This window comes from Vibrio sp. vnigr-6D03, assembly GCF_002835515.1.
Classification (GTDB): Bacteria; Pseudomonadota; Gammaproteobacteria; order Enterobacterales; family Vibrionaceae; genus Vibrio; species Vibrio penaeicida.
Genome location: NZ_PIZL01000028.1, coordinates 15,245 through 41,032 on the forward strand (window position 1 = coordinate 15,245; position 25,788 = coordinate 41,032).

General features: G+C 45.5%; 26 protein-coding genes. 7 read left to right on the plus strand and 19 right to left on the minus strand.

Annotated features, from left to right (window positions below; all coding sequences use genetic code 11):
• Window positions 1-99 precede the first annotated feature (99 nt).
• On the minus strand, window positions 100-864 hold the full coding sequence (gene bioH, locus CW749_RS21865) for a pimeloyl-ACP methyl ester esterase BioH (RefSeq protein WP_101114520.1): 765 nt from the start codon (window positions 862-864) through the stop codon (window positions 100-102).
• 314 nt (window positions 865-1,178) lie between these two features.
• Between bioH and CW749_RS21870 the strand changes: the two genes are divergently transcribed.
• On the plus strand, window positions 1,179-1,655 hold the full coding sequence (locus CW749_RS21870) for a ComF family protein (RefSeq protein ID WP_237322532.1): 477 nt from the start codon (window positions 1,179-1,181) through the stop codon (window positions 1,653-1,655).
• Between the two features lie 90 nt (window positions 1,656-1,745).
• Window positions 1,746-2,333: a Fe-S biogenesis protein NfuA gene (gene nfuA / locus CW749_RS21875; protein WP_101114522.1), complete on the plus strand. Its 588-nt coding sequence runs from the start codon at window positions 1,746-1,748 to the stop codon at window positions 2,331-2,333.
• 111 nt (window positions 2,334-2,444) lie between these two features.
• On the opposite strand, the gene CW749_RS21880 is transcribed toward nfuA, so the two are convergent.
• From CW749_RS21880 to gspC, 15 genes are all read right to left on the minus strand, one after another.
• Window positions 2,445-3,743: a serine protease gene (locus CW749_RS21880; protein ID WP_101114620.1), complete on the minus strand. Its 1,299-nt coding sequence runs from the start codon at window positions 3,741-3,743 to the stop codon at window positions 2,445-2,447.
• Between the two features lie 314 nt (window positions 3,744-4,057).
• A complete protein-coding gene (gene cysQ / locus CW749_RS21885; RefSeq protein ID WP_101114523.1) occupies window positions 4,058-4,879 on the minus strand; it encodes a 3'(2'),5'-bisphosphate nucleotidase CysQ in 822 nt (273 codons plus the stop codon).
• 11 nt (window positions 4,880-4,890) lie between these two features.
• Window positions 4,891-5,445 carry an ADP compounds hydrolase NudE gene (nudE, locus tag CW749_RS21890; RefSeq protein ID WP_101114524.1) on the minus strand — a complete coding sequence of 185 codons (555 nt, stop codon included), beginning with the start codon at window positions 5,443-5,445 and terminating at the stop codon, window positions 4,891-4,893.
• A 230-nt stretch (window positions 5,446-5,675) separates the two neighbouring features.
• Complete coding sequence (locus CW749_RS21895) at window positions 5,676-6,434, minus strand: type II secretion system protein N (protein ID WP_101114525.1); 759 nt, start codon at window positions 6,432-6,434, stop codon at window positions 5,676-5,678.
• Window position 6,435: 1 nt separating this feature from the next.
• The gene (locus CW749_RS21900; RefSeq protein ID WP_101114526.1) at window positions 6,436-6,924 is read right to left on the minus strand and encodes a type II secretion system protein M; all 489 of its coding nucleotides are present in this window, start codon (window positions 6,922-6,924) and stop codon (window positions 6,436-6,438) included.
• Window positions 6,921-8,180, minus strand: coding sequence for a type II secretion system protein GspL (gene gspL, locus CW749_RS21905; RefSeq protein ID WP_101114527.1), 1,260 nt, complete (start codon window positions 8,178-8,180; stop codon window positions 6,921-6,923). Before gspL ends, CW749_RS21900 begins: the two co-directional genes overlap by 4 nt.
• Complete coding sequence (gene gspK, locus CW749_RS21910) at window positions 8,149-9,165, minus strand: type II secretion system minor pseudopilin GspK (protein WP_101114528.1); 1,017 nt, start codon at window positions 9,163-9,165, stop codon at window positions 8,149-8,151. The genes gspL and gspK overlap by 32 nt, the downstream gene beginning before the upstream one ends.
• Window positions 9,158-9,835 carry a type II secretion system minor pseudopilin GspJ gene (gene gspJ, locus CW749_RS21915; protein WP_101114529.1) on the minus strand — a complete coding sequence of 226 codons (678 nt, stop codon included), beginning with the start codon at window positions 9,833-9,835 and terminating at the stop codon, window positions 9,158-9,160. Before gspJ ends, gspK begins: the two co-directional genes overlap by 8 nt.
• The gene (gspI, locus tag CW749_RS21920) at window positions 9,822-10,199 is read right to left on the minus strand and encodes a type II secretion system minor pseudopilin GspI (RefSeq protein ID WP_101114530.1); all 378 of its coding nucleotides are present in this window, start codon (window positions 10,197-10,199) and stop codon (window positions 9,822-9,824) included. The genes gspJ and gspI overlap by 14 nt, the downstream gene beginning before the upstream one ends.
• Complete coding sequence (gspH, locus tag CW749_RS21925) at window positions 10,186-10,770, minus strand: type II secretion system minor pseudopilin GspH (RefSeq protein WP_101114531.1); 585 nt, start codon at window positions 10,768-10,770, stop codon at window positions 10,186-10,188. Before gspH ends, gspI begins: the two co-directional genes overlap by 14 nt.
• A 44-nt stretch (window positions 10,771-10,814) precedes the next feature.
• Entirely contained in the window at window positions 10,815-11,264 is a 450-nt protein-coding gene (gene gspG, locus CW749_RS21930) for a type II secretion system major pseudopilin GspG (protein WP_101114532.1), read from the minus strand.
• A gap of 149 nt (window positions 11,265-11,413) precedes the next feature.
• Complete coding sequence (gene gspF / locus CW749_RS21935) at window positions 11,414-12,637, minus strand: type II secretion system inner membrane protein GspF (protein WP_101114533.1); 1,224 nt, start codon at window positions 12,635-12,637, stop codon at window positions 11,414-11,416.
• Window positions 12,637-14,142: a type II secretion system ATPase GspE gene (gene gspE, locus CW749_RS21940; RefSeq protein WP_101114534.1), complete on the minus strand. Its 1,506-nt coding sequence runs from the start codon at window positions 14,140-14,142 to the stop codon at window positions 12,637-12,639. The genes gspF and gspE overlap by 1 nt, the downstream gene beginning before the upstream one ends.
• Window positions 14,142-16,172, minus strand: a complete 2,031-nt coding sequence (gene gspD, locus CW749_RS21945) for a type II secretion system secretin GspD (protein ID WP_101114535.1) — start codon at window positions 16,170-16,172, stop codon at window positions 14,142-14,144. The genes gspE and gspD overlap by 1 nt, the downstream gene beginning before the upstream one ends.
• Window positions 16,173-16,214: 42 nt before the next feature.
• A complete protein-coding gene (gspC, locus tag CW749_RS21950) occupies window positions 16,215-17,153 on the minus strand; it encodes a type II secretion system protein GspC (RefSeq protein ID WP_101114536.1) in 939 nt (312 codons plus the stop codon).
• A gap of 259 nt (window positions 17,154-17,412) precedes the next feature.
• Between gspC and hslR the strand changes: the two genes are divergently transcribed.
• From hslR to CW749_RS21970, 4 genes are all read left to right on the plus strand, one after another.
• On the plus strand, window positions 17,413-17,802 hold the full coding sequence (hslR, locus tag CW749_RS21955; protein ID WP_101114537.1) for a ribosome-associated heat shock protein Hsp15: 390 nt from the start codon (window positions 17,413-17,415) through the stop codon (window positions 17,800-17,802).
• 17 nt (window positions 17,803-17,819) lie between these two features.
• A complete protein-coding gene (hslO, locus tag CW749_RS21960; protein ID WP_101114538.1) occupies window positions 17,820-18,695 on the plus strand; it encodes an Hsp33 family molecular chaperone HslO in 876 nt (291 codons plus the stop codon).
• A gap of 344 nt (window positions 18,696-19,039) precedes the next feature.
• The gene (gene pckA / locus CW749_RS21965; protein ID WP_101114539.1) at window positions 19,040-20,665 is read left to right on the plus strand and encodes a phosphoenolpyruvate carboxykinase (ATP); all 1,626 of its coding nucleotides are present in this window, start codon (window positions 19,040-19,042) and stop codon (window positions 20,663-20,665) included.
• Window positions 20,666-20,791: 126 nt separating this feature from the next.
• The gene (locus tag CW749_RS21970) at window positions 20,792-22,726 is read left to right on the plus strand and encodes an AsmA family protein (RefSeq protein ID WP_101114540.1); all 1,935 of its coding nucleotides are present in this window, start codon (window positions 20,792-20,794) and stop codon (window positions 22,724-22,726) included.
• Window positions 22,727-22,731: 5 nt separating this feature from the next.
• Here CW749_RS21970 and CW749_RS21975 read toward each other — a convergent pair whose 3' ends face one another.
• The 3 genes from CW749_RS21975 to CW749_RS21985 all read right to left on the minus strand — a co-directional run bounded on the left by CW749_RS21975 (window position 22,732) and on the right by CW749_RS21985 (window position 25,073).
• Entirely contained in the window at window positions 22,732-23,649 is a 918-nt protein-coding gene (locus CW749_RS21975; RefSeq protein WP_101114541.1) for a bifunctional GNAT family N-acetyltransferase/hotdog fold thioesterase, read from the minus strand.
• Between the two features lie 93 nt (window positions 23,650-23,742).
• Window positions 23,743-24,177 (minus strand): D-aminoacyl-tRNA deacylase, encoded by a 435-nt coding sequence (gene dtd, locus CW749_RS21980; RefSeq protein ID WP_101114542.1) that lies wholly within the window; start codon window positions 24,175-24,177, stop codon window positions 23,743-23,745.
• Complete coding sequence (locus CW749_RS21985; protein ID WP_101114543.1) at window positions 24,174-25,073, minus strand: virulence factor BrkB family protein; 900 nt, start codon at window positions 25,071-25,073, stop codon at window positions 24,174-24,176. The genes dtd and CW749_RS21985 overlap by 4 nt, the downstream gene beginning before the upstream one ends.
• A 34-nt stretch (window positions 25,074-25,107) precedes the next feature.
• Between CW749_RS21985 and CW749_RS21990 the strand changes: the two genes are divergently transcribed.
• Complete coding sequence (locus CW749_RS21990) at window positions 25,108-25,743, plus strand: DUF2959 domain-containing protein (protein ID WP_101114544.1); 636 nt, start codon at window positions 25,108-25,110, stop codon at window positions 25,741-25,743.
• The last annotated feature ends 45 nt before the right edge of the window (window positions 25,744-25,788 follow it).

Sequence of the window (25,788 nt, forward strand, 5' to 3'; positions counted from 1 at the left end):
ATATAAGGAGTCTCACGACCTCTTGCCAATGATGGCAATGGCAAAACCAATCTGGTTACAGTTTAGCCTGCTTACACTTATAACGGCAGATTGTTCAATTTATTTACAGAAGTCGGTGATCTTTTCGCAAAACAGTTCTAGCTCTGTCATAAAAGGAGCGTGTGATGATTGCTCGAACGTGTGCTGATGACTGTTGGGTGCCCATGTTTGCATGTCTTTGGCAACTTTAATGGGGACCAGCCCATCCAAGCGCCCATATACTCGTAGATAAGGTACCTTAATCTCAGCGACATCGGAGCGGAGATCAATATTCGCTAACATATCTAACCCCGCTAACAACACCTTAGGATCGGGCAGTGGACGTGAGAGCACCGCTTGTTTTAATTGCTTCACATCTTGGCGAGCGGATGGGCTACCCATAGCTTGGAGTGCCATGAAACGTTCAACGGTTTGCTGGAAATCCTCAACCAACTGCTCTGTGAATAAGGTCAGTACATTAGGCTGAATGCCACGCCAAGGCTTTTCGGCAGCAAATTTTGGTGAGCTGGCTACCGTGATCAACTTAGCAACTCTTTCGCTGTGCTTTAGTGCTACGTGGGTTGCCACTAAGCCACCCAGTGACCACCCGACCCAAATTGCTTTTTCAGGCGCATCTTGCAGAATGCTCTCCGCTATTGTTTCAAGATTTTTTGCATGAACTTGGTGGCTATGACCGTACCCAGGTAAATCCACAACGTGGACAGAAAAGTGGCGAGCCAAGCGCTCTGCCGTTTGCTGCCACACCGCACCATTCATTCCCCATCCATGAAGCAATATCAGATCTGGACCTTGCCCGAATGATTGCCAATACAACGATGTTGTCATGCTTTTTTCCCTTAAAACGTATTTCGTACAGCAAATGTATTTAGTAACATATTCAATCCAATGAATACAAAAGACTTTATATGGCTTTTTCCCACTGGCTGAAAATTAAAATTCACCACCATTTTAAACTTCAATGCCCTTCATGTGGTCTGAACATTGAGGAAAGTACACCAAAAACAAGATGGTGTGACGCTTGTTTAGAGGATCTGAGAGAAAAGAACCGATGTTTACAATGTGGGCTACCCACCCTCAATACGGTTGAGCAGTGCGGTCAATGCCTCTCAGTACCTCCACCATGGCGGCGCTTATATTGTGTGGGAGATTATCAGCCCCCATTATCGAACTATATTCACAGCTTCAAACATCAACATCAATTCTGGTTGTCTGGAGATCTCACCTATCTCCTTACAGAGCAAATTTCTCAGCCCGCTGAGATTATTACATCAGTCCCACTCCATTGGCGTCGGCAACTTTGGCGAGGCTACAATCAAAGCGATTACCTAGCGAAATCATTGTGCCAGCACCTTGGTGTCACCGAGCGCTTTGACAATCAAATATTCAGACGTATAAAGCCCACTCGCGCACAACAGGGGCTCGATCGTAAAGCCCGCCTTCTCAACCTAAAAAATGCATTCACTCTCGATTCTTCTCGCGTGGCAAAACACATGGCGATTGTTGATGACGTCGTGACGACGGGCAGCACTATCCGACAATTATGCCAATTACTACTTGATGTTGGGGTAGAAAGGGTCGATATTTACTGCGTATGCCGAACCCCTGATCCGACTTAACGTAAATAAGTTATGACTTAAAAAGCTGGATCGAAATATCGACAGGGGTAAAATGGTCAAATAGTTTACAAAATCACTCGGGTATTGGTCGTGTCAAATACAATTACTATTACGGAAAACGCACAATCTCACTTTGGGAAATTGCTTGAGCAGCAACCTGAAGGCACAAACATTCGTGTCTTTGTGGTAAACCCAGGAACGCAAAACGCTGAGTGTGGCGTTTCTTACTGCCCACCAGAAGCTGTGGAAGCCAGCGATACTGAATTAACATTTGAACTCTTTTCTGCGTTTGTCGACGAACTCAGCTTACCATTCCTTGAGGATGCAGAGATCGACTTCGTTACAGATAAGATGGGGTCTCAACTTACGCTTAAAGCACCGAATGCAAAAATGCGTAAAGTGTCTGATGACGCATCATTAATGGAACGCGTCGAGTACGCCATTCAAACTCAGGTTAACCCTCAACTGGCAGGGCACGGTGGTCACGTAAGTCTGATCGAAATTTCAGAAAGCGGTGTTGCACTGGTTCAATTTGGCGGCGGCTGTAACGGTTGCTCCATGGTTGATGTCACGTTGAAAGAAGGGATTGAGAAAGAGCTCTTGGCTCAATTCGAAGGTGAATTGACAGCGGTACGTGACTCTACCGAGCACGACCGAGGAGAACACTCTTACTACTAAGCACTAAATCGCCGCAGGTAGAAAGAATCAAAAAGACGAAAGCCGGGAATAATGATTCCCGGCTTTTTATTTGGTTTAACGGTGCTTTACAGCAAACTCAAAGCACATCAATTACAGCTTGCTCCAAGCGTCATTCCAGGCCCAGCCTGTACCTGGTGCGTATGCTCCACCAGCCGAGCACCAAAGACCGCCAGGGAACCCTAGGCATTGGTAACGATTGCCATCTTCAGCCAGTACCACCGTACCAAATGTGTAGCTGCCAATATTTTGTGGGTACACGTGATCATAATTGCCACCACCGCCACCAGCCGTTGTAGCATCCGCACTCACATTTGCTTGATACGAACTTGTACCTTGATCGGTTGAGAAGGAAAGCTGTGCCTTCGCTAGACCCGCTTGAGTTGCACCAAATTCAACAGCGACCTGACAGCTTTGATCCGCAGTCAAAGTAGTTTGAGAACAGGTATCACGACCAACAACTACTGAGGTGGCGACACCGGACGCTACCGCGCGGACGTTGTTCAAAGTAAACGACTGTGTGCCGTTATTTTTAATACTAAACGTATGGGATTTCGTTTCACCGACTTTAAACGAAGACAATGTCTGGTTCTTGGTGTATCCAACAGCGTAGCTGCCGCCAGGGTTAGAGGTAATCACCGTATCTAGCCAGCCGCGTAATGCAGCAATATCACTGTAAACGCCATACTTACCTGGACGCGCACAACCAATACCCCAACTGACAATACCCAACTGAGTAATCACACCAGAACGATTGACAACAATTGGACCACCACTATCGCCCTGACAAGAATCCTTACCGCCAGCAGAGAAACCAGCACAGAATGCAACATTGCCTACATTGGTGTAGCTTCCACCTGCTGCTCGACACGTCGCATCGGAAATCAAAGGAACGTTAACAGACTGTAACTTGTAAGGTGAGCTGCCTCCTTCAGAGGTACGACCAAGCCCTGCAACACTTAATGTATCACCAATACCTGCATACTGACTCAAAGAACCATCCGCTATCTCTACCTTCACCGCAGACGGAAGATCATTGGTCAATTTCAAAACAGCGATATCGTTTGTAAACGTACGTTTGTCGTAGTTTGGGTGCATGTAAATCTTGCTAACGTTAGCACGCTGACCATCCGTTCCGTTGTAGATGAATCCACCGACTTTAACAGCAATACCAGATGGTGAATCCCCGTCTACACAGTGCGCAGCAGTTAGCACGTAACCATCACCTAAGTAGCTCGCACCACAGTAAGAACGGTTTCCGTAACGTGAAACAATTTGGGTATAAAATCCCCAGTCAGCAGTATTTGCGTTACCACCACCAACAATGCGTGGTGAAATTTCAAAACCGGCGCCTTGTACTTCTGCGCCTATGGATACCATAGGTGCAAGCATGGCTGTGACTAGGGCCATATTCCTTGTTATTTTCAAAATATTATCCTCATATTTTTTGTGTAATGTCGCTCTTTGTTATCTGGCGACGTTGTATACACAAGCACGTTTTTTGAAAAATCCAAGGCATGAATAGAGGAAAAAACCCATACTGCGACCACAATTTCACCAACAGGTAACTAACTTGTTTATCAGTAGATTTTTCTTGGTTGAATAGCTTTCAATTACAGGGTAGGAGACTGTAATTGAAAGCTATTTTAATCATGAGTTTTGAGAGGTTAGCTCAAATAATGAGCGTATAAAAAAGAATGGTTGAGCTATTTGTGGGCCAATAGAATCGAATTCCATGGCAGTTCCTCATCACCTAAAACAATAAAATTAGGGTTTTCTAACGTTTCTCTTTCATTATAAGAAAGTGGTTCTAATTTAGTGCTGAGAATACGCCCCCCCGCTTCACTGACAATGCACTGTGTCGCGGCAGTATCCCACTCCCCAGTTGGACCTAGTCTTAGGTAGCAATCTACTGCCCCTTCTGCAACTAAGCAGGCTTTAAGCGCTGCTGACCCTAACGGTACCAAGTCAAAATTCCAAGATGGGCACAACTTACTGGTAATACTATTGATGTCTTGACGGCGGCTAATGGCAATCGCTAAAGATTGGCTTTCGCTGTGATGGCGATGCGTTTCAATCGCCACACTTTCGTCCATATCTGGGATTTTCCAAGCGCCTTTCCCTTTATAGGCATAGTAAGTGACGCCCGAAACTGGCGCATATACCACACCCATAACGGGTTCGTTGTCTTCAACTAGAGCGATAATAGTGGCGAAATCGCCACTGCGTGCAATGAATTCCTGAGTCCCATCTAAAGGGTCGACGAGCCAGTAACGGCTCCATTGACACCGTTTTTCAAGGCTGATATCCGAATCTTCTTCCGACAAAACAGGGATATCGGGAGTCAATTCCGTCAGCCGCTCAAGAATCAATTTGTGCGCGGCAATATCTGCACTCGTAACCGGCGTCGCATCCGATTTGGTGTATTCTTCGTATTGTTTGTTTTCGTAGATATCATGTATGAGCTGACCAGCACTGCGGGCAACCGTGATAACTGAAGGGATAAGGTGAGAAAGATCTTCCGCCATAGGGCATTTCCTTACTCAGACGTGTTTAAATACCGCTGAGCTAACATCAGTGCAGTAATACTGCGGGCTTCACAAAAATCCAGATGGGTCAGCAGCTCATCAGCTTGCTGTAATGGCCAACGTACCAATTCTAGAGGTTCCGGCTCATCCCCTTCCAGTGATTCTGAATACAGGTCGCGTGCCAGAAACAACGTCATCTTACTTGAGAAGTAAGATGGAGCCAGCACCACCTCTTTAAGAGGGGTTAATTCTGTCGCTCCGTACCCAATTTCTTCTTTTAATTCTCGGTTTGCTGCCTCAATAGGCAACTCACCAGGATCCACTAAACCTTTAGGGAACCCGAGCTCATAGCGCTCTGTACCTGCTGCGTATTCACGAATTAAGAGTAAGTCCCCTTGCTCCGTTACAGGCACAATCATGACCGCTGAACGACCACTAGGCTTCATTCGCTCATAGATTCGCTCTTCTCCGTTTGAAAAACGTAAATCCAGCGACTCTATAGTAAATAGTTTAGATTGGGCGACCGTTTTTGTAGCTAAAATTTGTGGCTTTTTTTCACTTGCCATAACCTTTCCTTAAAAATCTGACCCAATCATTAACATGGAACAATATATCATCAAAAATAATGAACTGTTGGCATTTCGAGATTGATTTTTGTTCATATTAGCTCAATCTACACTCAAACCATCTCCAAATACAGGATGCAGAGCTAACAACTTAAAGTGGTTTAAGTATAACGTTATCAATAACAAAATGGCCCAGCAATGCTGAGCCATTTTAATTCATCTAATCGCCTCTATAGACGCCCAGAGTACTGAAAAGGAAACTGACCTTTGTTATTCGGGTTGCCCAGCCAATTCAGCTGACTCCCCATCGATTGAGGGAATTCGGCTCCAGGCTTGAACCATGCATTCACACTGTATTGCTGATCAGGCGTCAAGTTTGCATCAAACGCGCTCGTCACCTGAGCATGTTTCTGCTCGCCTTTTGCAGTCAATTTATTATCTTGGCATGCCAAGTCAGAAGTGACCTCACCTAAGATAAGACTGCCTAGTGGTGTGCCTAGCGTGCCACCGTTCCAAGCCAAATTACCCGTTGCACTTTCACACCATGGCTGAGCATATTGGAACTCTTTAATCGCTAGTTCAAATTGCCCCTCTACCTGAACTGGAGCGGGAATCTGCGCAAGTCCCAATATTTTTTCAGCAGGCATAGACGCAAAAATGCTGTGACCATAAAGCCCGCCAAACCCCATGCCTAGAGCTCCTTTACCGTGTAATTGAAGCTCACTACCACGACCAAAGCGCACTTGATATTCAGCCTTGCCTGTCAGTAGGGCTGAGGGCTGAAAGTCCCAGCTAAGCTGACCAAAATTTTGCCCCTGCCACGTTAACTTGGATGCTTGTCCACGCCACAACGTCCCAGACAAACTTCCCACGTTCAGTCCCTGAATTTTAGGGGCATATTGATACACAAATGCAACTGGCATGTGCACAACAAGGCTTACGATGAGCACTAAAACAAAAACGGACACATACCCAATTATACGCTTCAAGTTAACTGCCTCTTTTTAGCTGTAATCGGTTTACTTCAACTTGACCAGTAGTTTCTGTACGAGTGATATCAAGAAATTCCACTTCGATACCATGTTGTTCACGTAAATCAGCAAGCCAAGAGACTAACTGATTAAATGGCACTGGTTGAACCCATACTTGCAAGCTTTCGCTACGTGGCTGCATTCGGATAAGTTCAATTTGATATCGTCGCGTGGTCGAAGAAACAACTTGGTTAAGTGGCTGCCCAGATACATTCACACTTCCACCCGATGCTACTCTGAGTGTCGTAATGGAGTTCGCACTTTTTGTTACCCAATCTAAGAGCTGTTTTTCACTAGCGATTTTAGTCTGTGCTGTATCCGCTCTTTCATTTAGCGGCGCAATGCCACCCCAATATATAGCAAATGCCAGCACCAAAAAGCTGCAACCAGCCATTAAACGCTGCTCTCTTTGCGATATGGATTGCCACCATGCATTAACTTTATTCATGGTCTTCTCCTAATCACGTAGCTGCCAAACACTTCGCTGCCACTTCTATTCAACTGACCTTGCTCAACCTCAAATTGTTGCGCGAGATCCGCTCGTGCTGTTTCGAAGGTTTGAAAATCTTTGCTTTTCGCTTGAATACGAATTTCGTTTCTAGCCCCGTCGTATTTCACACTTAAGACGTCAATAGCACCATTTTTTTTCAAGGCTTGTGGTAGCTGAGCTAACCAAACCAACATGGATTCATCACCTCCGCCACCGGACAAACGAGACTCCTCATCACGCATTTGTCTTTTTAGGTAACTGACGGTCGGAATTTTCCGCTTATTAGGAAATACCTGACGGAAAATACGCTCGCTTTCCGCTCGATACTCTGCTGCTTGCGCTTCAAATGCATTCACTTGAAGTACATTTTGTGTGGTCAGTACACCTAATAAAAGCACCGCTGCAATGGCGGCTTTCTGCCACACTTTCCAGTGTTTAGTTAGAGAAGATGATGGCTTAAAGCTACCCGTAAGAAGGTTCACTTTCGATGCCAATGCGCCTTGCGTCAGCAGCGACATTGCTAGCTCAGCGTCTTCAGCTTTCCAGTGACCAGGAAGTTGTTCGTGATCTTCCGGCAAAGGGCTATAACTGGATACGGCTTTTTCTTGAAGCGTTTCTTCGTCTGAAGGCTCTTCTGGATCGTCATCTTGATTTGAAACCAAACCAAATGGTTCAGATGGCAGCAATGAAAGCCACTCATTTTGAAGAGTAAACCCAGAATGAGCTCCGCTACGGAATAGCCACTGATTGTTAATTTGGAGTGTGCTTATCTCACTGTCTTGCCAAGGCAGCGCAAGACAGTCAGGCATTATTTGCCTAACGTTAATATGGTGCTCGCGTAGATCACTTAATAGGTTATCTAAAAATTGACGATCTACAGCGGCAACATCGGCTTTTGCACCCCGTTTAGCCAACACAGAAAAGTGCAACTCATCAACATCTTGCGCAACATCATCTTCGACCAAAAACGGTAACATGGTGTTTAGCTGTCGCGCTCCACCTGCAGGTATATCTACTTCTTTAAGCAGTACATCACTGCTAGACAACAACACAATGGTCGGGCGTTGGGTGGCATAACTCGCTATGTCACCCAGTTGATCGCGATGACTCAGATCGCCACTTGCGATCACCTCTTGCTGACTCGGAGACCAAACCAGCCACTGTATTGGGGCGTCTACCTGACTACTTACTCTTACGGTCAGAAACTCGCTCACTGATTCCTCCAAAACTACGACGGACGACCGTCGCTTGTTTTCTATCCTTACTGTAGAGCAGGCTACGTATCCTGACCCTTGATTCATCGACCATCACTTGAGCATCCAGCTCAAAGTATTGGCTGTCTACTGCAATATGCGCCTGTGCTTCCTTACGCACTTTTTCTTCAATTCCGTTAATGACTGGCTCTGACATAAAACTGTCTATGCTGTCCCACCCATCAAACTTTCGATTGGCGATAAGCTCTTTGGCGTTGCTGCTGCTTAAGTGCGGCTGAAATAAGGCTGCCAAAATGTCTGCCTGGTCTTCGGAAATTGTATTTACGTTGAGTTTCCACTCGTTGGTTGGTAATGCGCATACTAAAGGAGACAATTTATCCATAATAGGTGCACTTACCTGCTGGATCGCTCTTAACTCTGAGCGATCTGCCAAAAATCCATTCGCAGTCAAATAAGGAGGCTGAAACCCCTCATAAGTGCTGTCTTCTGCGCCATAACTTGTGAGAACATTGGCGTCATTATCGACAAAATCCCAACTGGAATCCGCGATCACTTCTGCGGTATAGGGTTCAACGTCTTGTTGCTCGATAATGTTTTGCCACACTTTAACAAGAAACGGCTTCTGGGCAGTTTCTACCCGAGCTTTAACACTGGTCAATACGTTGATGTTAAAGCACGCCTGCATATCAACCAACTTACCTTTGGCAGTGCCATAGTCCAGTGGGTATGTCTGTTCTTTTAACGCCCACGGCTGGCTGAGGTTGATTGTTTCATTATCTTTGTAGCTTTGTTCTATACCGACTTTAGCTAACGCTTCAACACCAAGGCTATACCAATACGCTTGCTGATGATTGACCTGATTACCCGCTCGATGAAAATTGATGAACAAGCGCTCAGACATCGATGCTGCTATTGCCGTCATGACAGCCAGCAAGAGCAAAACTACGATTAAAGCTACGCCAGATTGGGAGGAACGCTTAACCATTATTTCCTCCGCCAGAATTTTCTCCCTCAGACCCTTGTTGCTGCTTGGGAGTAACAATAGAAAGTTCACCGCCAGGCGTCAGATACACTCGCTCTATTTCGCCGTAATCTTTCAATGTTAGTGTTATCGCAATCGCAGCAGGTAGTGCTCTAGGCTTAGTCCATTCCTCTTTCCATTCACCATTTTCGTAAAACGTTACGGAAAAGGCTTCAACATCTTCCAAAATTGGGCGAGATAATGGTAACTGACCTGCTGGGGTGTCCGAGTATCGCCACCATACCCTTTCGAGCTTTTCTTCACGGATTCGATACCCTACTTTTGTGACTTCCCCTCTAGGGAAAACACTTTGCGGGTTTTGCCAACCTAATCGGTTAAAAATAATGCCTTTATCATCAGACTCTAAGACATAGTCTCCGTAACTTAACAAGGTTTCAGACGGCGATTCTCCGTTGGTTCTCATCTGGCGTAACGCCATTTGTCTGAAATCGTTGTCCATCCAGATAAGTGCTCTCTGCATTGTTTGCAGTCGCTCTGTTTTTTCAATCGACTGCGCGTTGCTCAACTGTACCTGATTAACAACTTGATACGCTGCCATGCTTAAGCTGGCAAATACCGCGATCGCCACCAGCACTTCAATGAGAGTAAATCCTGATGCTTTATGGTGACGCATAACTTCTCACCGTCACTATGGCACTTTTGCCATCTGCCTCTTTAGAAACAGACACATCGAAAGCACTGATAACACCATTGTCAGTTGGCACGGGTTTAACCAACCAGTACCATGTTTGTCCTGCCAATTCTTCTTTGCCTTTCTGTTCTTTTTTTGGCGCTTTACCAAGCAGGACTTTCGCCATTTGGTTGTCCGCTACCATGGCAGCAAACATTTTTTCCTCTAGATAGCCGAGCGTATTGATATGCTGAGTGACCGCCCTCACCACACTGATGGCAGCCGTTGCAAAAATTGCGAGTGCTACCAGCACTTCTATCAAGGTCATACCACGAGTGCGATGGGCGCTTGGCCTATTCATCTTCATCGCGCTCTCCTGGTCTGAATATACTTATAAACCCATTATCGGCGGCTTTAATACGCCATCCATCTTGAAATTCATCCCCAACGTTGGGATAAAATGCAACTTGAAAAGGGGTTATCTCACCACTTGAAAGAACCATTACTTGAGGCGGAGGTGATTGCTTTTTCTTTTCTTCATCGGCGAACATCTCCTCATCAAACAGACTTCCTGGCTCAAACAAGCGATCATCGTCGCCCCATTCATCACTGCCCAATTGCAAAGATATCGCAAATTCAGCTTCTAAATCCGACTCTGAGTAGTACCGATTTTCCGCCATTTTTTCCCAACCTTCATTGGTGAGCGTTACAAATCGATACTGCCCTTTGTCTTCATCAAACCAAACACCAAAATCCTTTCCATTCAACATGGCATCTTCATTAAGAAGCTGTAAGCGCTGAGAAAATCGCTGAGCATGTTCCTCAAGCCGATCATCACTTGAAGACGGCAGCGTCGTAATAACCGCTACCGCACTGAGTGACAAGAGCACCAAAACCAACATGATTTCTATCAATGTAAAGCCACGTTGTTTATTCATGCGTATTCGCTTACTACCAAATGAAAAATGGGAAGCCAGTAAAATTACTGGTAGTCCTGCATGTTCCAGTTACCAATGTCGGCTTGAACACCTTCACCACCCTCTTGACCATCAGCACCTAACGTAAAGACGTCGATTGTGCCGTTGTCACCTGGGCTTAAATATTGATATTCATTACCCCAAGGATCGTTAGGTAGGCGTCGGATGTACCCGCCGTCGCGGTAGTTACGTGGCTCTGGCGAAGCCGATGGTTTAGAAACCAACGCTTCCAACCCCTGATCCGTTGATGGGTACACACTGTTATCCAACTTGTACATATCTAAAGCATTTTCTAGAGCGACAATGTCAGTAATGGCTTTCTGTTGGTCTGCTGTTTCTTTGTTACCTAATAGGTTAGGTACAACGAAACTCGCCAGAATACCCAAAATTACAACCACAACCATGACTTCTAATAGCGTAAAGCCAGACTGCTTTATATTACTTCTGTTATGCATATTTCCTCCAAAATGCGCGCTGTAATCATTCTACGCACACGTTACATTCCGACATTCAATTTGCTTAAAGCCGATTTCAATTCATTGAGCCGCTTTAAGCACAAGTGAAACAAAATAAATTAAGGCAAACGCCTTCGTTAACTCGATTCTTATTTACCTGACACCAAATTGTTGAGCTCTAACAATGGCATTAGCGTCGCCACCACAATGAACAAAACAATGCCGGCCATGCAAACAATCAATAGTGGTTCAAATACCCCTAATGCCATATTGACCTGAGATTCAAAATCTCGGTCTTGGTTGTCCGCAGCACGAGTCAACATTTGCTCAAGCTCACCACTTTGCTCTCCACTGGCGATCATATGCAACATCATGGGTGGGAAAAGACGAGTTTGTTCCAAGGATTTTCTTAAACTTGCCCCTTCTCGGACCTTATCCGCCGCCAACAAGACTTGCTCTTTGACAAATTGATTGCTCATTACGTCTGCTGCGACTTTCATACCGTCCAATAAGGGAATGGCGCTGGACGTACAAATCGACAGTGTGCGCGCAAAACGAGAGGTATTAAGACCGCGTGCTACTTTGCCAATAACAGGTAATCCGAGGATCCAACGATCCCACTTTAAGCGAATAGACGGTTTTCGCAGCGCAGCTTGAAACAACACAATGCTGACCAGAGTCACCACAACCAAAACCACGCCCCAGTTCAGAACAAAGTTACTTGCCAGTAATAGAAATTCAGTAGATGCAGGTAGCTTTTGTCCCATTTGGACAAATTGGTCGACAATTTTAGGAACCACGGTCGCGAGAAGAAAAGCGATAACAGAGACAGCGATCAACGTCAGCATGACAGGATAAATCATCGCTTGTTGAAGCTTAGATCGCATCTTCTGACGGTTTTCTGCGTAGTCGGCAAGGCGATCTAGCACCGTATCTAAATGCCCTGATTTCTCACCCGCAGCTACCATCGCTCGGAAAAGGTCATCAAACACATGTGGGTAATCACCTAAGCTGTCTGAAAGCGTATACCCTTCAACAACTCGAGAACGAACTGCCACCATCATGGTGCGAATATGCGCTTTTTCGGTTTGTTCCGCGACGGCTTTCAAACACTCTTCTAGAGGCATTCCTGCCTGAACGAGTGTTGATAGTTGACGAGTCAGTAATGCTAAGTCGTTGGTGCTGATCCCACGCTTGAAAGAGAAGCCAGACGAAGAGGCTTTCGCTTCTTTTGCTTTTGTTTCAATCACTTCAACGGGAATTAAGCCTTGTTCTTTTAACTTTTGACGAACTTGGCGTGCGTTATCCCCTTCGATAACACCTTTTTTCTGTTTTCCCTTAGCATCCAGAGCTTTATATTCAAATGCCGCCATTATACTTCCTTGGTCACGCGCATGACTTCTTCAAGCGTCGTTTTCCCTTGGCGGACCTTACTCAAACCATCATCACGAATACTAGGTGTGGCACCACGTACATGTTTCTCAATGGCTTGTTCTCCGGCTTCACTATGAATGAGCTCTTGAACGTCGTCATCAATAACCAACAATTCATGGATACCAGTACGTCCTCGATAACCTTTAAAGTTACACGATTCACAACCACACGCTTTGTACAATGTAAGGGGCTCAGATTCTGTCAAATTAAACAGCTTTTTCTGCTCTTTATCCGCCTCAAATGGCTGTTTACAATCAGGGCAAAGGGTACGAACCAATCGCTGCGCCAGAACGCCCAGTAGAGAAGACGAAATCAAGAACGGTTCGATGCCCATATCACGCAGACGCGTAATCGCACCGACCGCGGTATTGGTGTGTAAAGTTGACATCACTAAGTGACCCGTTAACGATGCTTGAACACCAATTTGGGCAGTCTCTAAGTCACGTATTTCCCCGACCATCACCACATCGGGATCCTGACGAAGAATTGCACGTAAGCCACGGGCAAACGTCATGTCTACTTTCGGGTTTACCTGAGTCTGACCGATACCGTCGATGTCAAATTCAATCGGATCTTCCACCGTTAAGATATTGCTCTCACTGCTGTTCAGCTCCTGAAGCCCCGCATACAAGGTGGTGGATTTACCAGAACCCGTAGGACCGGTGACCAGAATAATACCGTGTGGGCGTTTGATCAGAGTTTGGAAACCATCATGATTGCGAGGTGTCATACCAAGGCTATGTAAATCAAGGCGAGTCGCGTTTTTATCAAGAAGACGCATAACCACACGCTCACCGTGCGATGATGGCATTGTCGACACACGAACATCGACCGCTCGTCCACCTATTCGCAGTGAAATTCGACCATCTTGTGGAACTCGCTTCTCTGCAATATCTAATTTCGCCATAACTTTAACGCGAGAAACCAGCAGCGGTGCTAGCTTTCTGCTTGGTGCGAGAACTTCACGCAAAACGCCATCCACACGGAAACGAATGGAAAGGGATTTTTCGAAGGTTTCGATATGAATATCCGACGCGCCTTCTTTGATCGCTTCGCCTAGCATGGCGTTAATCAGTTTGATGATTGGCGCATCGTCTTCTGATTCCAACAAGTCTTCATTTTGTGGCAGCTCTTCAGCCAACGAAAAGAAGTCGTCGTTGTCGGCACCAATGTCTTCCATTAATTGACGCGCTTCGGAAGAATCTCGTTGATACAACTCTGTTAGTTTGCTCTCAAAGTCTTGAGCGGCAAGAGCAACAGGGGTGAATGATTTTTTTACCACTCGACGTACTTCAGTGAGTACGTCAAGTGCTAAGGGTTCTACATAATAAAGGCTAGGTAAAGCACCCGGCTGAGTAGCGACTTCCATCGCCACTTTATGTCGGTTAGCAAAAGCAAAAGGTAAGCGAACAAAGCCTTCAGAAACGACCAGCGTATCCGCCATTATTTCGCCTCCAGCTGCTCAATGAATGCTCGCAACTCTTCAGGGTGGCGAATATCTTCACCATACTTAGGAAGCACAGGAACAAATTCGTCATTCAGCAATTTCAAGCCTTCTTCAGCTTTAAGAAGTTGCTCGGCACGAATGTAGTTGTATTTGCGCTGGCTAATGCCATCGGCCGTTACGCCATCTCGAATAATGGTTGGCTTGATAAAGACCATCAGGTTTTTCTTCGATACTTTTGTACTGGTTGATTTGAACAAATGCCCTAAGATAGGAATGTCACCGAGCAAAGGCACTTTCGCTTCACTTTCTAAAGCACGTTCGTCAATCAAACCACCTAGTACCAACATTTGACCATCTTGAATCATCACCGACGTATTAAGTTGACGCTTAGCGAATCGTACATCGACCGCTCCATCTGCACCCAATACATTCGACACTTCTTGTTCAATGGTCAATTGAACTGAATCGCCTTCGTTGATTTGCGGAACCACTTTCAACTTGATACCGACTTCTTTTCGTTCAACCGTACTGAATGGGTTGTCATTGTTAGATCCAGTAGCAGAACCAGTCAAAACAGGTACTTCTTCACCAACAACGAATGACGCTTCACCGTTATCCATCACTGTAATGCTTGGAGAAGAAAGAATATTCGAATTGGAGTCACTTGAAACAGCGCTCACTAACGCAGTCCAATCACCCGCGATAAAACTTAGCGCAGCACCATTCACACCACCAAGCGCTTTAGCCAAAGTGTCATAGCTACCCTTAGTGGTGGTCGTTTCATTTCGCAAAAACTCACCATCGGAGTTATACACCGCTTTTGTCTCAGTGGTATCTTTAGCTTCTTCCAAGCCAACCATAACACTGCCTATAGACGCTCCGGAATTCGCAAACTGTACAGCTGCACCCGTAGTTAAATTACCCCATTGAACACCAAGGTTAGCGCCATCCCCTTCATCTAACTCCACGATCATCGCTTCGATAAGCACTTGCGCACGACGAATGTCCAATTGGGAAATCACATCTTCGATGGCACGCATAATGTCTGGCGGAGCCGTTACGACCAGTGCATTGGTACCAACGTGAGCAGAGATCATAACTTCGTTACGTGCTTTCGCACCACCGCCACCTTGAGCTCCACCTTGCTTTTCAGCTTGCAGATTATCGGAAACACCTTTCAGCACATCAACAAGGTCTTCCGCTTTAGCATACTTAAGGTAAACAACTCGGTTGTTGCCTTTGGTTGCCATTTCAACATCCAATTGCATGATAAGCTTGCGTAAGCGTTTACGAACCTGCGGGTCACCCGATATAAGAATCGAGTTAGTGCGCTCATCCGCTACTAGTTTAGGTTCTAAGAAAGCGGGGGTATTTTTTTGAGCCGTCGATTTGTTCAATGCCTCAACAATACGAACCATTTCCGCTGCAGACGCATTTCTAAGCTCTACAACTTCGATTTCTTTGTCACCTGCTCGGTCAACACGTTCGATAATTTCAGCAAGGCGGTTAACAACAGCCGCACGACCTGTGATCAATATGATATTCGCAGGATCATAGTGCACGACGTTACCCGCACCCGCATTGTCATTTAGCTGACGTAATAATGGAGAAAGTTCTCTTACGGATACATTTCGTACTGCCACAACTCGCGTGATAACGGCATCGCCTTGTACACGAGTCTCGTCTCCAACAACAGGGATAGCAGCCGTCTTGGCATCTTTATCACGTACGATCTTGAGTACGCCATTTTCCATTTCAACTGCTGCAAAGCCGTATACTTCCAAAACATTTAGGAAAAAGTGGTAGTACTGCTCTTCATTCAACACGTCATAACTTCGAACATCGATTTTGCCTCGAATTGCCGGATCGACGATGATGGTTTTTTCGAGGTTACGTCCAACAATATTGATGAACTCTTTAATATCGGTTCCCTTGAAACTGGCACTAAACTCACTTGCCACCAACGCTGGTGACCATGCAAGGCTACCAGCAAGCAACCAGGTTCCTTTGTTTAACCACTGTTTCACGTGATACTCCCACTCATACCCCAACGCAGTTCTGCGTCGGTTTTAAAACTCAATAAAGATTTCGTGCCTTTGACCGTCGCGCTCGACTGTCAGGTTCAATTCCGTCATATCAGATATACTTTGCCACACTTTTCCCATGGCAGAAGGGTCACTCAGATCCGCTCCATTAAGTTGCGTCGCGATATCACCTTCTTTTAACCCAACCGCATCAAACAAATCTCTTTGGCTACCAGGTCCTACTCTATACCCTACGATATCGCCTTCTCTTCTGACCTGAGAAAGACGAATGTATTGCATTATTTGCTGAGGGTTTTGAGAAATTTCGCGTCTGATCTGCTCAATCTCGTTAACACCTGGAAAGCTTCCGACATTTGAATCGGATGGTGGCGGTGGTTCTGATGCATTTTGTTGTGCCAGTTTGCTGTATTCGACACCTTCTAGCATCAAAGTTTCATCCTGCCCCTGATTATCGATAATTACGCGATCAACCAATACCCCTTTAAGTGAAGCGCGCGTGCCTTCAATCTGCTCACCAATACCATACGTTTGTTGTTGGCCTCGGTTAGCAATGACTGCCAAACTGCTGTCTATTGAAGAGCTTGCAACCACGCCAACCAAAACCAAACTCAAACGAGTTTTGGGTGCGTCTTTCACGACAGGCTTTGGCTTAGGTTTTGCCACTGGTTTATCAGAATAACGACCGAATAGATGGGCATCGAGCAAAGAAGCGATAGCATCACCCGACGCTGCTTCGCTAGATCCAGGACCAGCCTGTGTAGCCACAGCTGTCGGCGACCAGCGAGTGACACCGATGTCTTGAGGAATTAATTGCCAACTAAGCTGCCCGACAATCCAAGCAGAGATGGCAATCAGCAATAATGTCAACCAGGCACTCAGCTTTCCTTGTTGTTTGACGATAAACGCCAGAAAAGCGGTGAACTTCTGATCCAATTGATATTTTTGCACCACCGAAGATGACATGTATCATGCGCTCCCTGTATTAAAACTTCAGATATGTTAAGGCAGTCTGATAAATAAAAGTCAAAGCCTACACAAAGGCTTGCGCATTGTCATATAAATTGATGGATACCAAATATCGTTCTTATAAAGATTAGCAACAATTCACATTAACAGACTTTAGACTGATTACGTTTCATCCCATTTTAGGTTGAAAACCCCCATACTCGTCACCATTGTGTAAATAATGAGGCAAGTCAATCATTAGAGGCACGAATTTACTATGAGTTCAAATACTGCCACGGTTAGGCTCGACAAATGGCTTTGGGCCGCTCGTTTCTACAAAACGCGATCTATCGCACGGAATATGGTTGATGGAGGAAAAGTCCATTATAATGGTCAACGTTCCAAGCCGAGCAAAATTGTCGAACTTGGTGCAACCATATTGCTAAGACAAGGGCATGAAGAGAAAACGGTGATCATTGAAAAGATATCCGATCAACGTCGCGGCGCTCCAGAAGCTCAACTGCTTTACCGAGAAACCGAAGACAGCCTTCTTAAACGTGAAGACAATGCACAAAAAAGAAAGCTGAATACCCTGTACAGCCCAAGCCCGGAAAGACGCCCGGATAAAAAACAGCGTCGAGACATCATAAAGTTCAAGAATCAATAAATGCTGGAGCTCCTCGCATGGCAAACAACCAATTGCATCGCTACTTATTTGAAAATTTATCCGTTCGTGGCGAATTGGTACAACTGGATAGTACGTACCAAGAAATCATTTCAAGCAAGGAATACCCAGTACCGGTTAGAAATCTGTTGGGTGAGCTTCTCGTTGCCACAACGCTGCTAACTGCGACTCTAAAGTTCGAAGGGTCTATCACACTCCAATTGCAGGGTGATGGCCCTGTTCCGTTAGTTGTGATCAATGGCGATCATGATCAGAAAGTTCGTGGAGTAGCTCGCTGGGAAGGCGATCTAGCCGATGACGCAACGCTACATCAATTGATAGGCAAAGGTCACCTCGTGATCACCATTGCTCCTAAGCAAGGCGAACGTTACCAAGGTGTGGTCGGTCTAGAAGGGGAAACGTTGTCGGAAGTTCTTGAAGTGTATTTTGAACGCTCTGAACAGCTTCAAACTCGTCTATGGTTCCGCCTTGGTGAACATGAAGGTAAAGCACATGCAGCAGGGATGTTGTTGCAAACCATGCCAGATGGTACTGGTTCAGCGAATGATTTTGAGCACCTAGAGCAACTCACCGACACGGTGAAAAATGAAGAGTTGTTTGGATTGCCAGCTAACGACGTACTTTATCGTCTTTATAACCAAGAGAAAGTACAACTCTTTAAAGCACAGCCAGTCGAGTTTTTCTGCGGCTGTTCGCGTGAAAGAAGTGGCGCTGCCATTATCACAGTTTCACGAGATGAAATTAATGACATTTTAGCAACTGAAGGATCCGTTTCTTTACATTGTGATTACTGCGGCACGGATTACTCGTTTGATGAAGATGACGTATCTGAGCTTTATGAGCAAGCCACTGACAGCAACGATACCCTTCACTAATCCATTATTTTTCTCGCTTTAATAAGCACCTAGAATACTTTCTAAAAGCCAGCTCAACGCTGGCTTTTTTAATGCCTTTTCGCTACTAAAACACGCATTTATATCACCGTACGCTATACTTATTTTTGTCAAAGTATTAATCCTTTTGATCTAGCGCAAAGGATTGCGCGAGCGATAAAATGAGTAAGCCAAACTGTGACAAGAGTGTAAAAACCCCACTCACCCCAGGGATAAAATATTCAACAAGACCTGAGATGAGAGTTGCTCAAAGTTGCCAAAGTGGTGAGCAGAAAACTATAAATAATTACAAAACCCCTACAATTTATACCCTACAAGGAGCACCTATGACCGTTATGGAACATACAAAGGCTGCACACATCGATCTTACCCGACACGGAATCACTGGCGTGACTGAGGTTTTACGTAACCCAAGTTATGAGCAGTTGTTTGAAGAAGAAACACGCCCAGAGCTTGAAGGCTATGAAAAAGGTACAGTTACAGAACTTGGTGCCGTTGCTGTCGACACCGGTATTTTTACTGGTCGCTCACCGAAAGATAAATACATCGTTAAAGACGAGACAACCAAAGACACTCTATGGTGGTCTGATCAAGGGAAAAATGACAATAAACCAATTACCCAAGAAACATGGACTGAGCTAAGAGATTTGGTGACGGATCAGCTTTCAGGTAAGCGTCTTTTTGTTATTGATGGTTTTTGCGGTGCCAACCCTGATACTCGCTTAAGTGTTCGAATCATTACAGAGGTTGCATGGCAGGCCCACTTCGTAAAAAACATGTTCATTCGTCCTACCGATGAAGAACTTGCCTCGTTCGAACCAGATTTTGTTGTTATGAATGGAGCGAAGACAACCAATCCTAATTGGGAAGCCCAAGGTCTGAACTCCGAGAACTTCGTCGCTTTCAACCTTACAGAGCGTGTGCAAATCATCGGAGGCACATGGTACGGCGGCGAAATGAAGAAAGGGATGTTTGCCGTAATGAACTACCTTCTTCCTTTGCAAAGCATCGCTTCAATGCACTGTAGCGCTAACGTTGGCAAAGAAGGGGATGTCGCTGTGTTCTTCGGTTTATCCGGTACGGGTAAAACAACCTTATCAACCGACCCGAAACGCGAACTTATCGGGGACGATGAACACGGCTGGGACGATGACGGTATCTTCAATTTCGAAGGAGGCTGTTACGCCAAAACGATTCGTCTATCCAAAGAAGCGGAACCCGATATTTTTAACGCTATTCGCCGTGATGCTTTGTTGGAAAACGTGACCGTTCGCGCTGATGGCTCTATCGACTTTGATGATGGCTCTAAGACTGAAAACACACGAGTTTCTTACCCAATTCACCACATCGATAATATTGTTAAACCAGTATCGAAAGCAGGTCACGCGCAGAAAGTTATTTTCCTCACTGCTGATGCTTTTGGTGTTCTTCCTCCAGTATCGAAGCTAACTCCAGAGCAAACGAAGTACCACTTCTTATCTGGATTCACAGCAAAACTGGCAGGTACAGAGCGCGGTATCACAGAACCTACACCAACGTTCTCTGCTGCATTTGGCGCTGCATTCTTAACATTGCACCCAACTCAGTACGCTGAAGTGTTGGTGAAACGTATGGAAGCTGCTGGCGCGGAAGCTTACCTCGTCAACACTGGTTGGAATGGAACAGGCAAACGCATCTCGATTCAAGACACTCGCGGAATCATCGATGCGATTCTAGATGGCTCGATTGACCACGCAGATACGAAAGTCATCCCAGTCTTCAACCTTGAAGTACCAACTGCTTTACATGGTGTTGATGCGGGCATTCTTGATCCTCGTGACACCTATACCGATCCGCTTCAGTGGGATAGCAAAGCCGAAGATTTAGCCAATCGCTTTATCAATAACTTTGCCCAATACACAGACAATGATGAAGGTAAGTCATTAGTTGCGGCGGGTCCTCAACTCGGTTAATGCTTACGAAAGTGGATTAAAGTAGCAAATCCATTACCAAGCCCCTCTTTCGAGGGGCTTTTTATTGAATCCAATCGATAATTGAGCCAATCTGAAAGCTGGATTGAGAAATTTGGAACAAGGAAGATGAGAAAAGCCTCCACGGTTGTGGTTTTATTCTTACTGCTGATCGTTGTTTCAGTGCTGGCATTATTTGGCAGCCTGCATACCCGCTATGCTACGTCGGTGGTGAATTTCATTGCCAATCAAGTGAGTAACCTCACTATCCAAATAGAAAACGTGGAATATCAGTCCCCATATCAATTAACACTTCATGGTGTTGAGCTTTCAACGCAGCCTGAACCTATGTTCATCGAAACAGCAAATATCTGGCTCGACCCTGAAATCTTTAATGGCACAAAAATCAGTATAGCGAGTTTGCAGCTCAGTGGGATGCAACTACAAAAGGGCGTACCCAACATTCGCCCACTCTCTTTCATTAAAGTGCATCAAATCGCCGTGGACAACCTCGATTTCTCCAACCAAGAATGGATCGTAAGAGGGCTTAAATTTCAGATAAAACAACCCGTTGTTAGCGATCATCCTGTATGGCGTTGGTATGGCGAAATTCAATTGAGCGCCGATCAAATCTATTGGCAAAATGAAGCTTTCAATCATGCGTTGTTAGACGCCGACATTTTTGCGGACAGCAAGAAGATATATGGCCTGTCCTTCAGCTGGCGCGGAGGAACACTATCTGGTCAAGCCGAATGGAAAGACGGGCGCTGGAACGTCGTTAACGCCGCACTGAATGAGCTGACAGTAACTAAAGACGATTGGAAAACCCTCAAGAAATTCAAATGGGCAAGTACCGACAGCTCTGAGATTGCCATAAAGCGCTTAGATGTACTGCGTAGCGATCTGGAATTCCCTTCTTTCGCGATGGTTCAGGCAGATATGACACTGGAAGACATTCGCTTTCCTTTCGAATTATGGAAACAGCCCTCTGGCTCGATTTCACTCAATGCTGAAAGCATTGATTATGCCGATCAACTTTGGCTAGAACCCGCTCTTGAAGCCAGCTTTTCACATGATCTTATTACGGTGCACAGTGCCAATCTTGGAATGGATCAAGGCTATATCCAGGTTAATGGCGAGTTTACTCCTGATACTTGGCATTTAGCGCAACTTAACTTAACGGGTATCGAATGGCATACCGACAGCGAGCTGTCACTGACGCCTTTTAAAGAACAAATCGACCGTCTCGCCAATCTAACTATTGACCAGCTTTCCGTAAAACGCGCGCAGTATATTGACCTAGAGTCAGAGCCAAAACGCCAGATCTCCGGATTAAATATTCAGGGCAATCAATTGGATGTACTTAGAAATGGTCAAGTTGGCTTATGGCAAGGGCGACTAGCATTAACAGCAAACAGTGCCAACTTTGGCAAATTGATTGGCTCTCAATTACTTGTGGAAGCTCATGCCAATGCTGGAATCAGTTATTTGGATAAAGTCATCATCCCAGTTAATGATGGGCTGATTCGCGCGCAAGGACAGTGGGATTACCGTCAACACAGCCGTCCGTGGGCGCTCAAATTCCAAGGTGATGGTATTCCGATAGAGACACTTCAGTACGTTCATCCACTGCCTCTCGACTTGTCGGGCCTGACTGACACCCAATTTGAGCTCTCGGGGTTGTCTGGTGACACGGCTTCATTCAATCACAGCGTTTCAGGCTTCATTTCGACCCAATTCCGCGACCTGACGACCGCTTCTCACTTCGCTGCATTGATGGATCCCAGCATCCCTCTTGAGCTATCAAAGAAAGAGCCTGAGCCCGTTTCTGTATCTGACTTTATCATTGATGTCGATCGAGGAAGAATCATAATGCAAGAGTCGCGCATTCAAGGAGGAGACTTTGCCGGTTCGATACATGGAAATGTTGATTTGGTGAACGCGGACAAGGGAAGCATTACGCTCATGTTAAAAGGGGAATGTGGAGAGTGGAGGTATCAGCCACTCTCTAGCGCTCCGATTACACGAGAAGACTGTCAAACACTAGAAAAGCTCATACCTTAGCATTCCTAGCGTCCCAGCATTCCCTGATAATTAGGCAGAAGCATGTACGTACCAGTAAACTCCACAGCCGCATGTTCACCGCTGTAAATCGTCACATTAATGACGACACGTGCTTTACGCCCAGCGGCTAACCTGTCTAAGTCACCACTGATTCCATCGAGCGACGTTGCTGCAATTGGGCTTTGTTCAACGGCATGGCAGTAACGTATACGACTGTCCACCAGCACAATGTCTGCTTCCAGCTCACGCTCTTTCATCAAGAGCCAAGTCATCCCCCACCCCGTTAGTGTCGCTAAAGTAAACGCTGAACCAGCAAACAAGGTGTTATGAGGGTTTAAATTAGGGTTTAGCTGAGCACTGCATTCAAAACGGTAGCCCGTGTATTGATTGATCTTAATGCCCATTTTGTCACTAATAGGGATTTGGCTTTCCCAGCGATCTTGCAATTCTGCACACCACTCCGGACGTCGCAATACATTCGCCAATGGATCCAGCGATTTCACCATTTGTTGGTGACGCATAGGACCACGTTCGTCATTGAGTTCACCTTGGCTTTCAAAGCCATTTTTCTCGTAGAAGGCAATCGCGTCTTCACGTGCATTGCACACTAAGCGCTTAACCCCTTCTTGACGAGCAAACGACTCCAACGCCACCATAACTAGCGATCCAATACCTTTACTTCGGCGATTCGGTTTCACCGCCATGTAGCGGATCTGACCTTCATTATCAGGCGTAATGTACAAACGCCCAATAGCCATCGGACGACCTTTACCGTCGACGATCATTCTGTGATGGCTAAGTTCATCGTATTCATCCCTTTCCGAACCGACAGGCAAACGCCAAGGTTCACGCAGCATTTGCCAGCGAAAGTGGTAGTACTTATTCAGCTGGTTCGCTGTTTTTGGGGTGACTAGTTTAAACATGGGATTCCTTTGCTCGTTAGCACTCTTTCAGAGATCGAAAGCTTGTATGCAGTTTGAAAGCTTATACGGATATTTGAAGCTTGGTCTTACTGACTAAACTTGTAGCCAGAATGTCACTGGTCCATCATTGACCAAAGACACTTTCATATCAGCGCCAAATCGTCCTCTCTCTGTGCTGATTATTTCGGCGCATCGATCAGAGAAATAATCGTACAAACGCTCCGCCTCGACGGGATGGGCACCTTTAGAGAAGCCCGGGCGTGTCCCCTTTTTCGTGTCCGCCGGTAATGTAAATTGAGACACGACTAAAACACTTCCGTTCACTTCTTGGACATTCAGATTCATTTTTCCCTGATCATCTTCAAAAATTCGGTAGGTTAGAACACGTTCCATCAGGCGTTTTGCCTTGGCTTCGTCGTCTTCTCTTTCAACACCAAGCAGGATAAGAATCCCTTTATTGATCTCGCCAACTGCAGTGCCATCAACATGGACTGCAGCCTCACTGACTCTTTGAATTAAGGCGATCATCCGTCGCTTCCTTGTTGTTCTTCTTTATTTTCGAGCTCGGTACTGTACCACATTTCTCGCTCTCCAAGGCTTGCTGTCACTTCTGCTCCTACCAGAACAATCAGCCAACTCAGGTAAACCCAAACAAAAAGAATCGGTATAGCTGCTAATGCACCGTAAATAAGCTGGTAAGACGGGAACTGAGTAATATACATAGCAAAGCCCTTTTTACTCAGTTCAAACAGTATGGCAGCCACGAGAGCGCCTAGCGCCGCGTCTTTCAACATGACCTTTTTGTTTGGCACTAACATGTATAGCCCCATAAATGCACAAAAAGATAAAATAAAAGGCAACCCACTCAATAATTCGGAGTACACCGTCGATATGGTCTCACTTTCAATTAAATTGAGAGACATGACATAAGACGTGGCGGCAATAGAAGTGCCAACAAGAATCGGTCCTAGCGTTAACACCATCCAGTACATTGAAAACGAATACACACGGCGACGCTTTTTTTCTACACGCCAAATATAATTTAAGTTTTTATCGATATTGGAAATCAACATCAAGGCAGCCACAAACAGAAAACCACCACCAACCGCGGTCATTTTGCCAGTATTAGCAACAAAGTCATTCAGTGCTGACTTCACTGCTGCTCCGGCTGCTGGCACGAAGTTAGTAATCACAAACTCTTGAAGAACATCCCCTGCATTGGCAAACACCGGAAATTTAGAAAGCACCGAAAGCAATACGGTCAACATAGGGACAAGTGACAATAGAGTGATGTACGCCATGTACCCAGCACTTACGGTTAAACGGTCATGTCCCATGCGCCCAAGTAGATAACGGAAAAATTGTTGAGAATGTACGGCGATCTCTTCGAACTTCAACTTGTATCTCCTTGTTAAGTCGTCCATAGTTCTTTCAATTCTATACGAAAAGGAAATCCAAATGCGTTTTGTTTTTGCTATGGCTATGTCTTTATTTTTTATTACTGGATGCCAATCAACGTATTATTCAGCGATGGAGAAAGTGGGTGTTCACAAGCGCGACATCATGGTCGATAGGGTAGAAGATGCCAGAACCGCACAACAAGAAGCCCAAGAGGAATTTTCGAGTGCACTTGAAGCCCTTTCTGCCTTAACGCAATTTGATGGCGGTGATTTGGAATCGATGTACAAGAAAATCAACGCCAAGTATGAAGACAGCGTAGATGCAGCTGAAACGGTTTCTAGCCGAATCAGTTCCATTGAAGATGTGTCGGATGCCCTTTTTGAGGAATGGGAAGAAGAGCTCACCCTATACACTAGCAGTAAACTTCGCCGCGATAGTGAGTCCAAACTCAAACAAACCAAGGCGTCATACAATACCATGCTACGTGCCATGAAACGGGCGGAGAAAAAAATGACGCCTGTACTCAACACCTTGCAAGACAACACTCTCTATTTAAAGCATAACTTGAATGCGAGCGCCATTGGGTCACTGCAAGGCGAGTTTATGAGTTTAGAGAAAGACATTGAAGTGGCGATCAAAGAGATGAAGTCCGCCATAACAGAATCGGATAAATTTTTGGCGAAGCTTAAATAGGCCGAACTCTAGAAAGCCTTCATTCGATACAGGCAAAAGCCATAT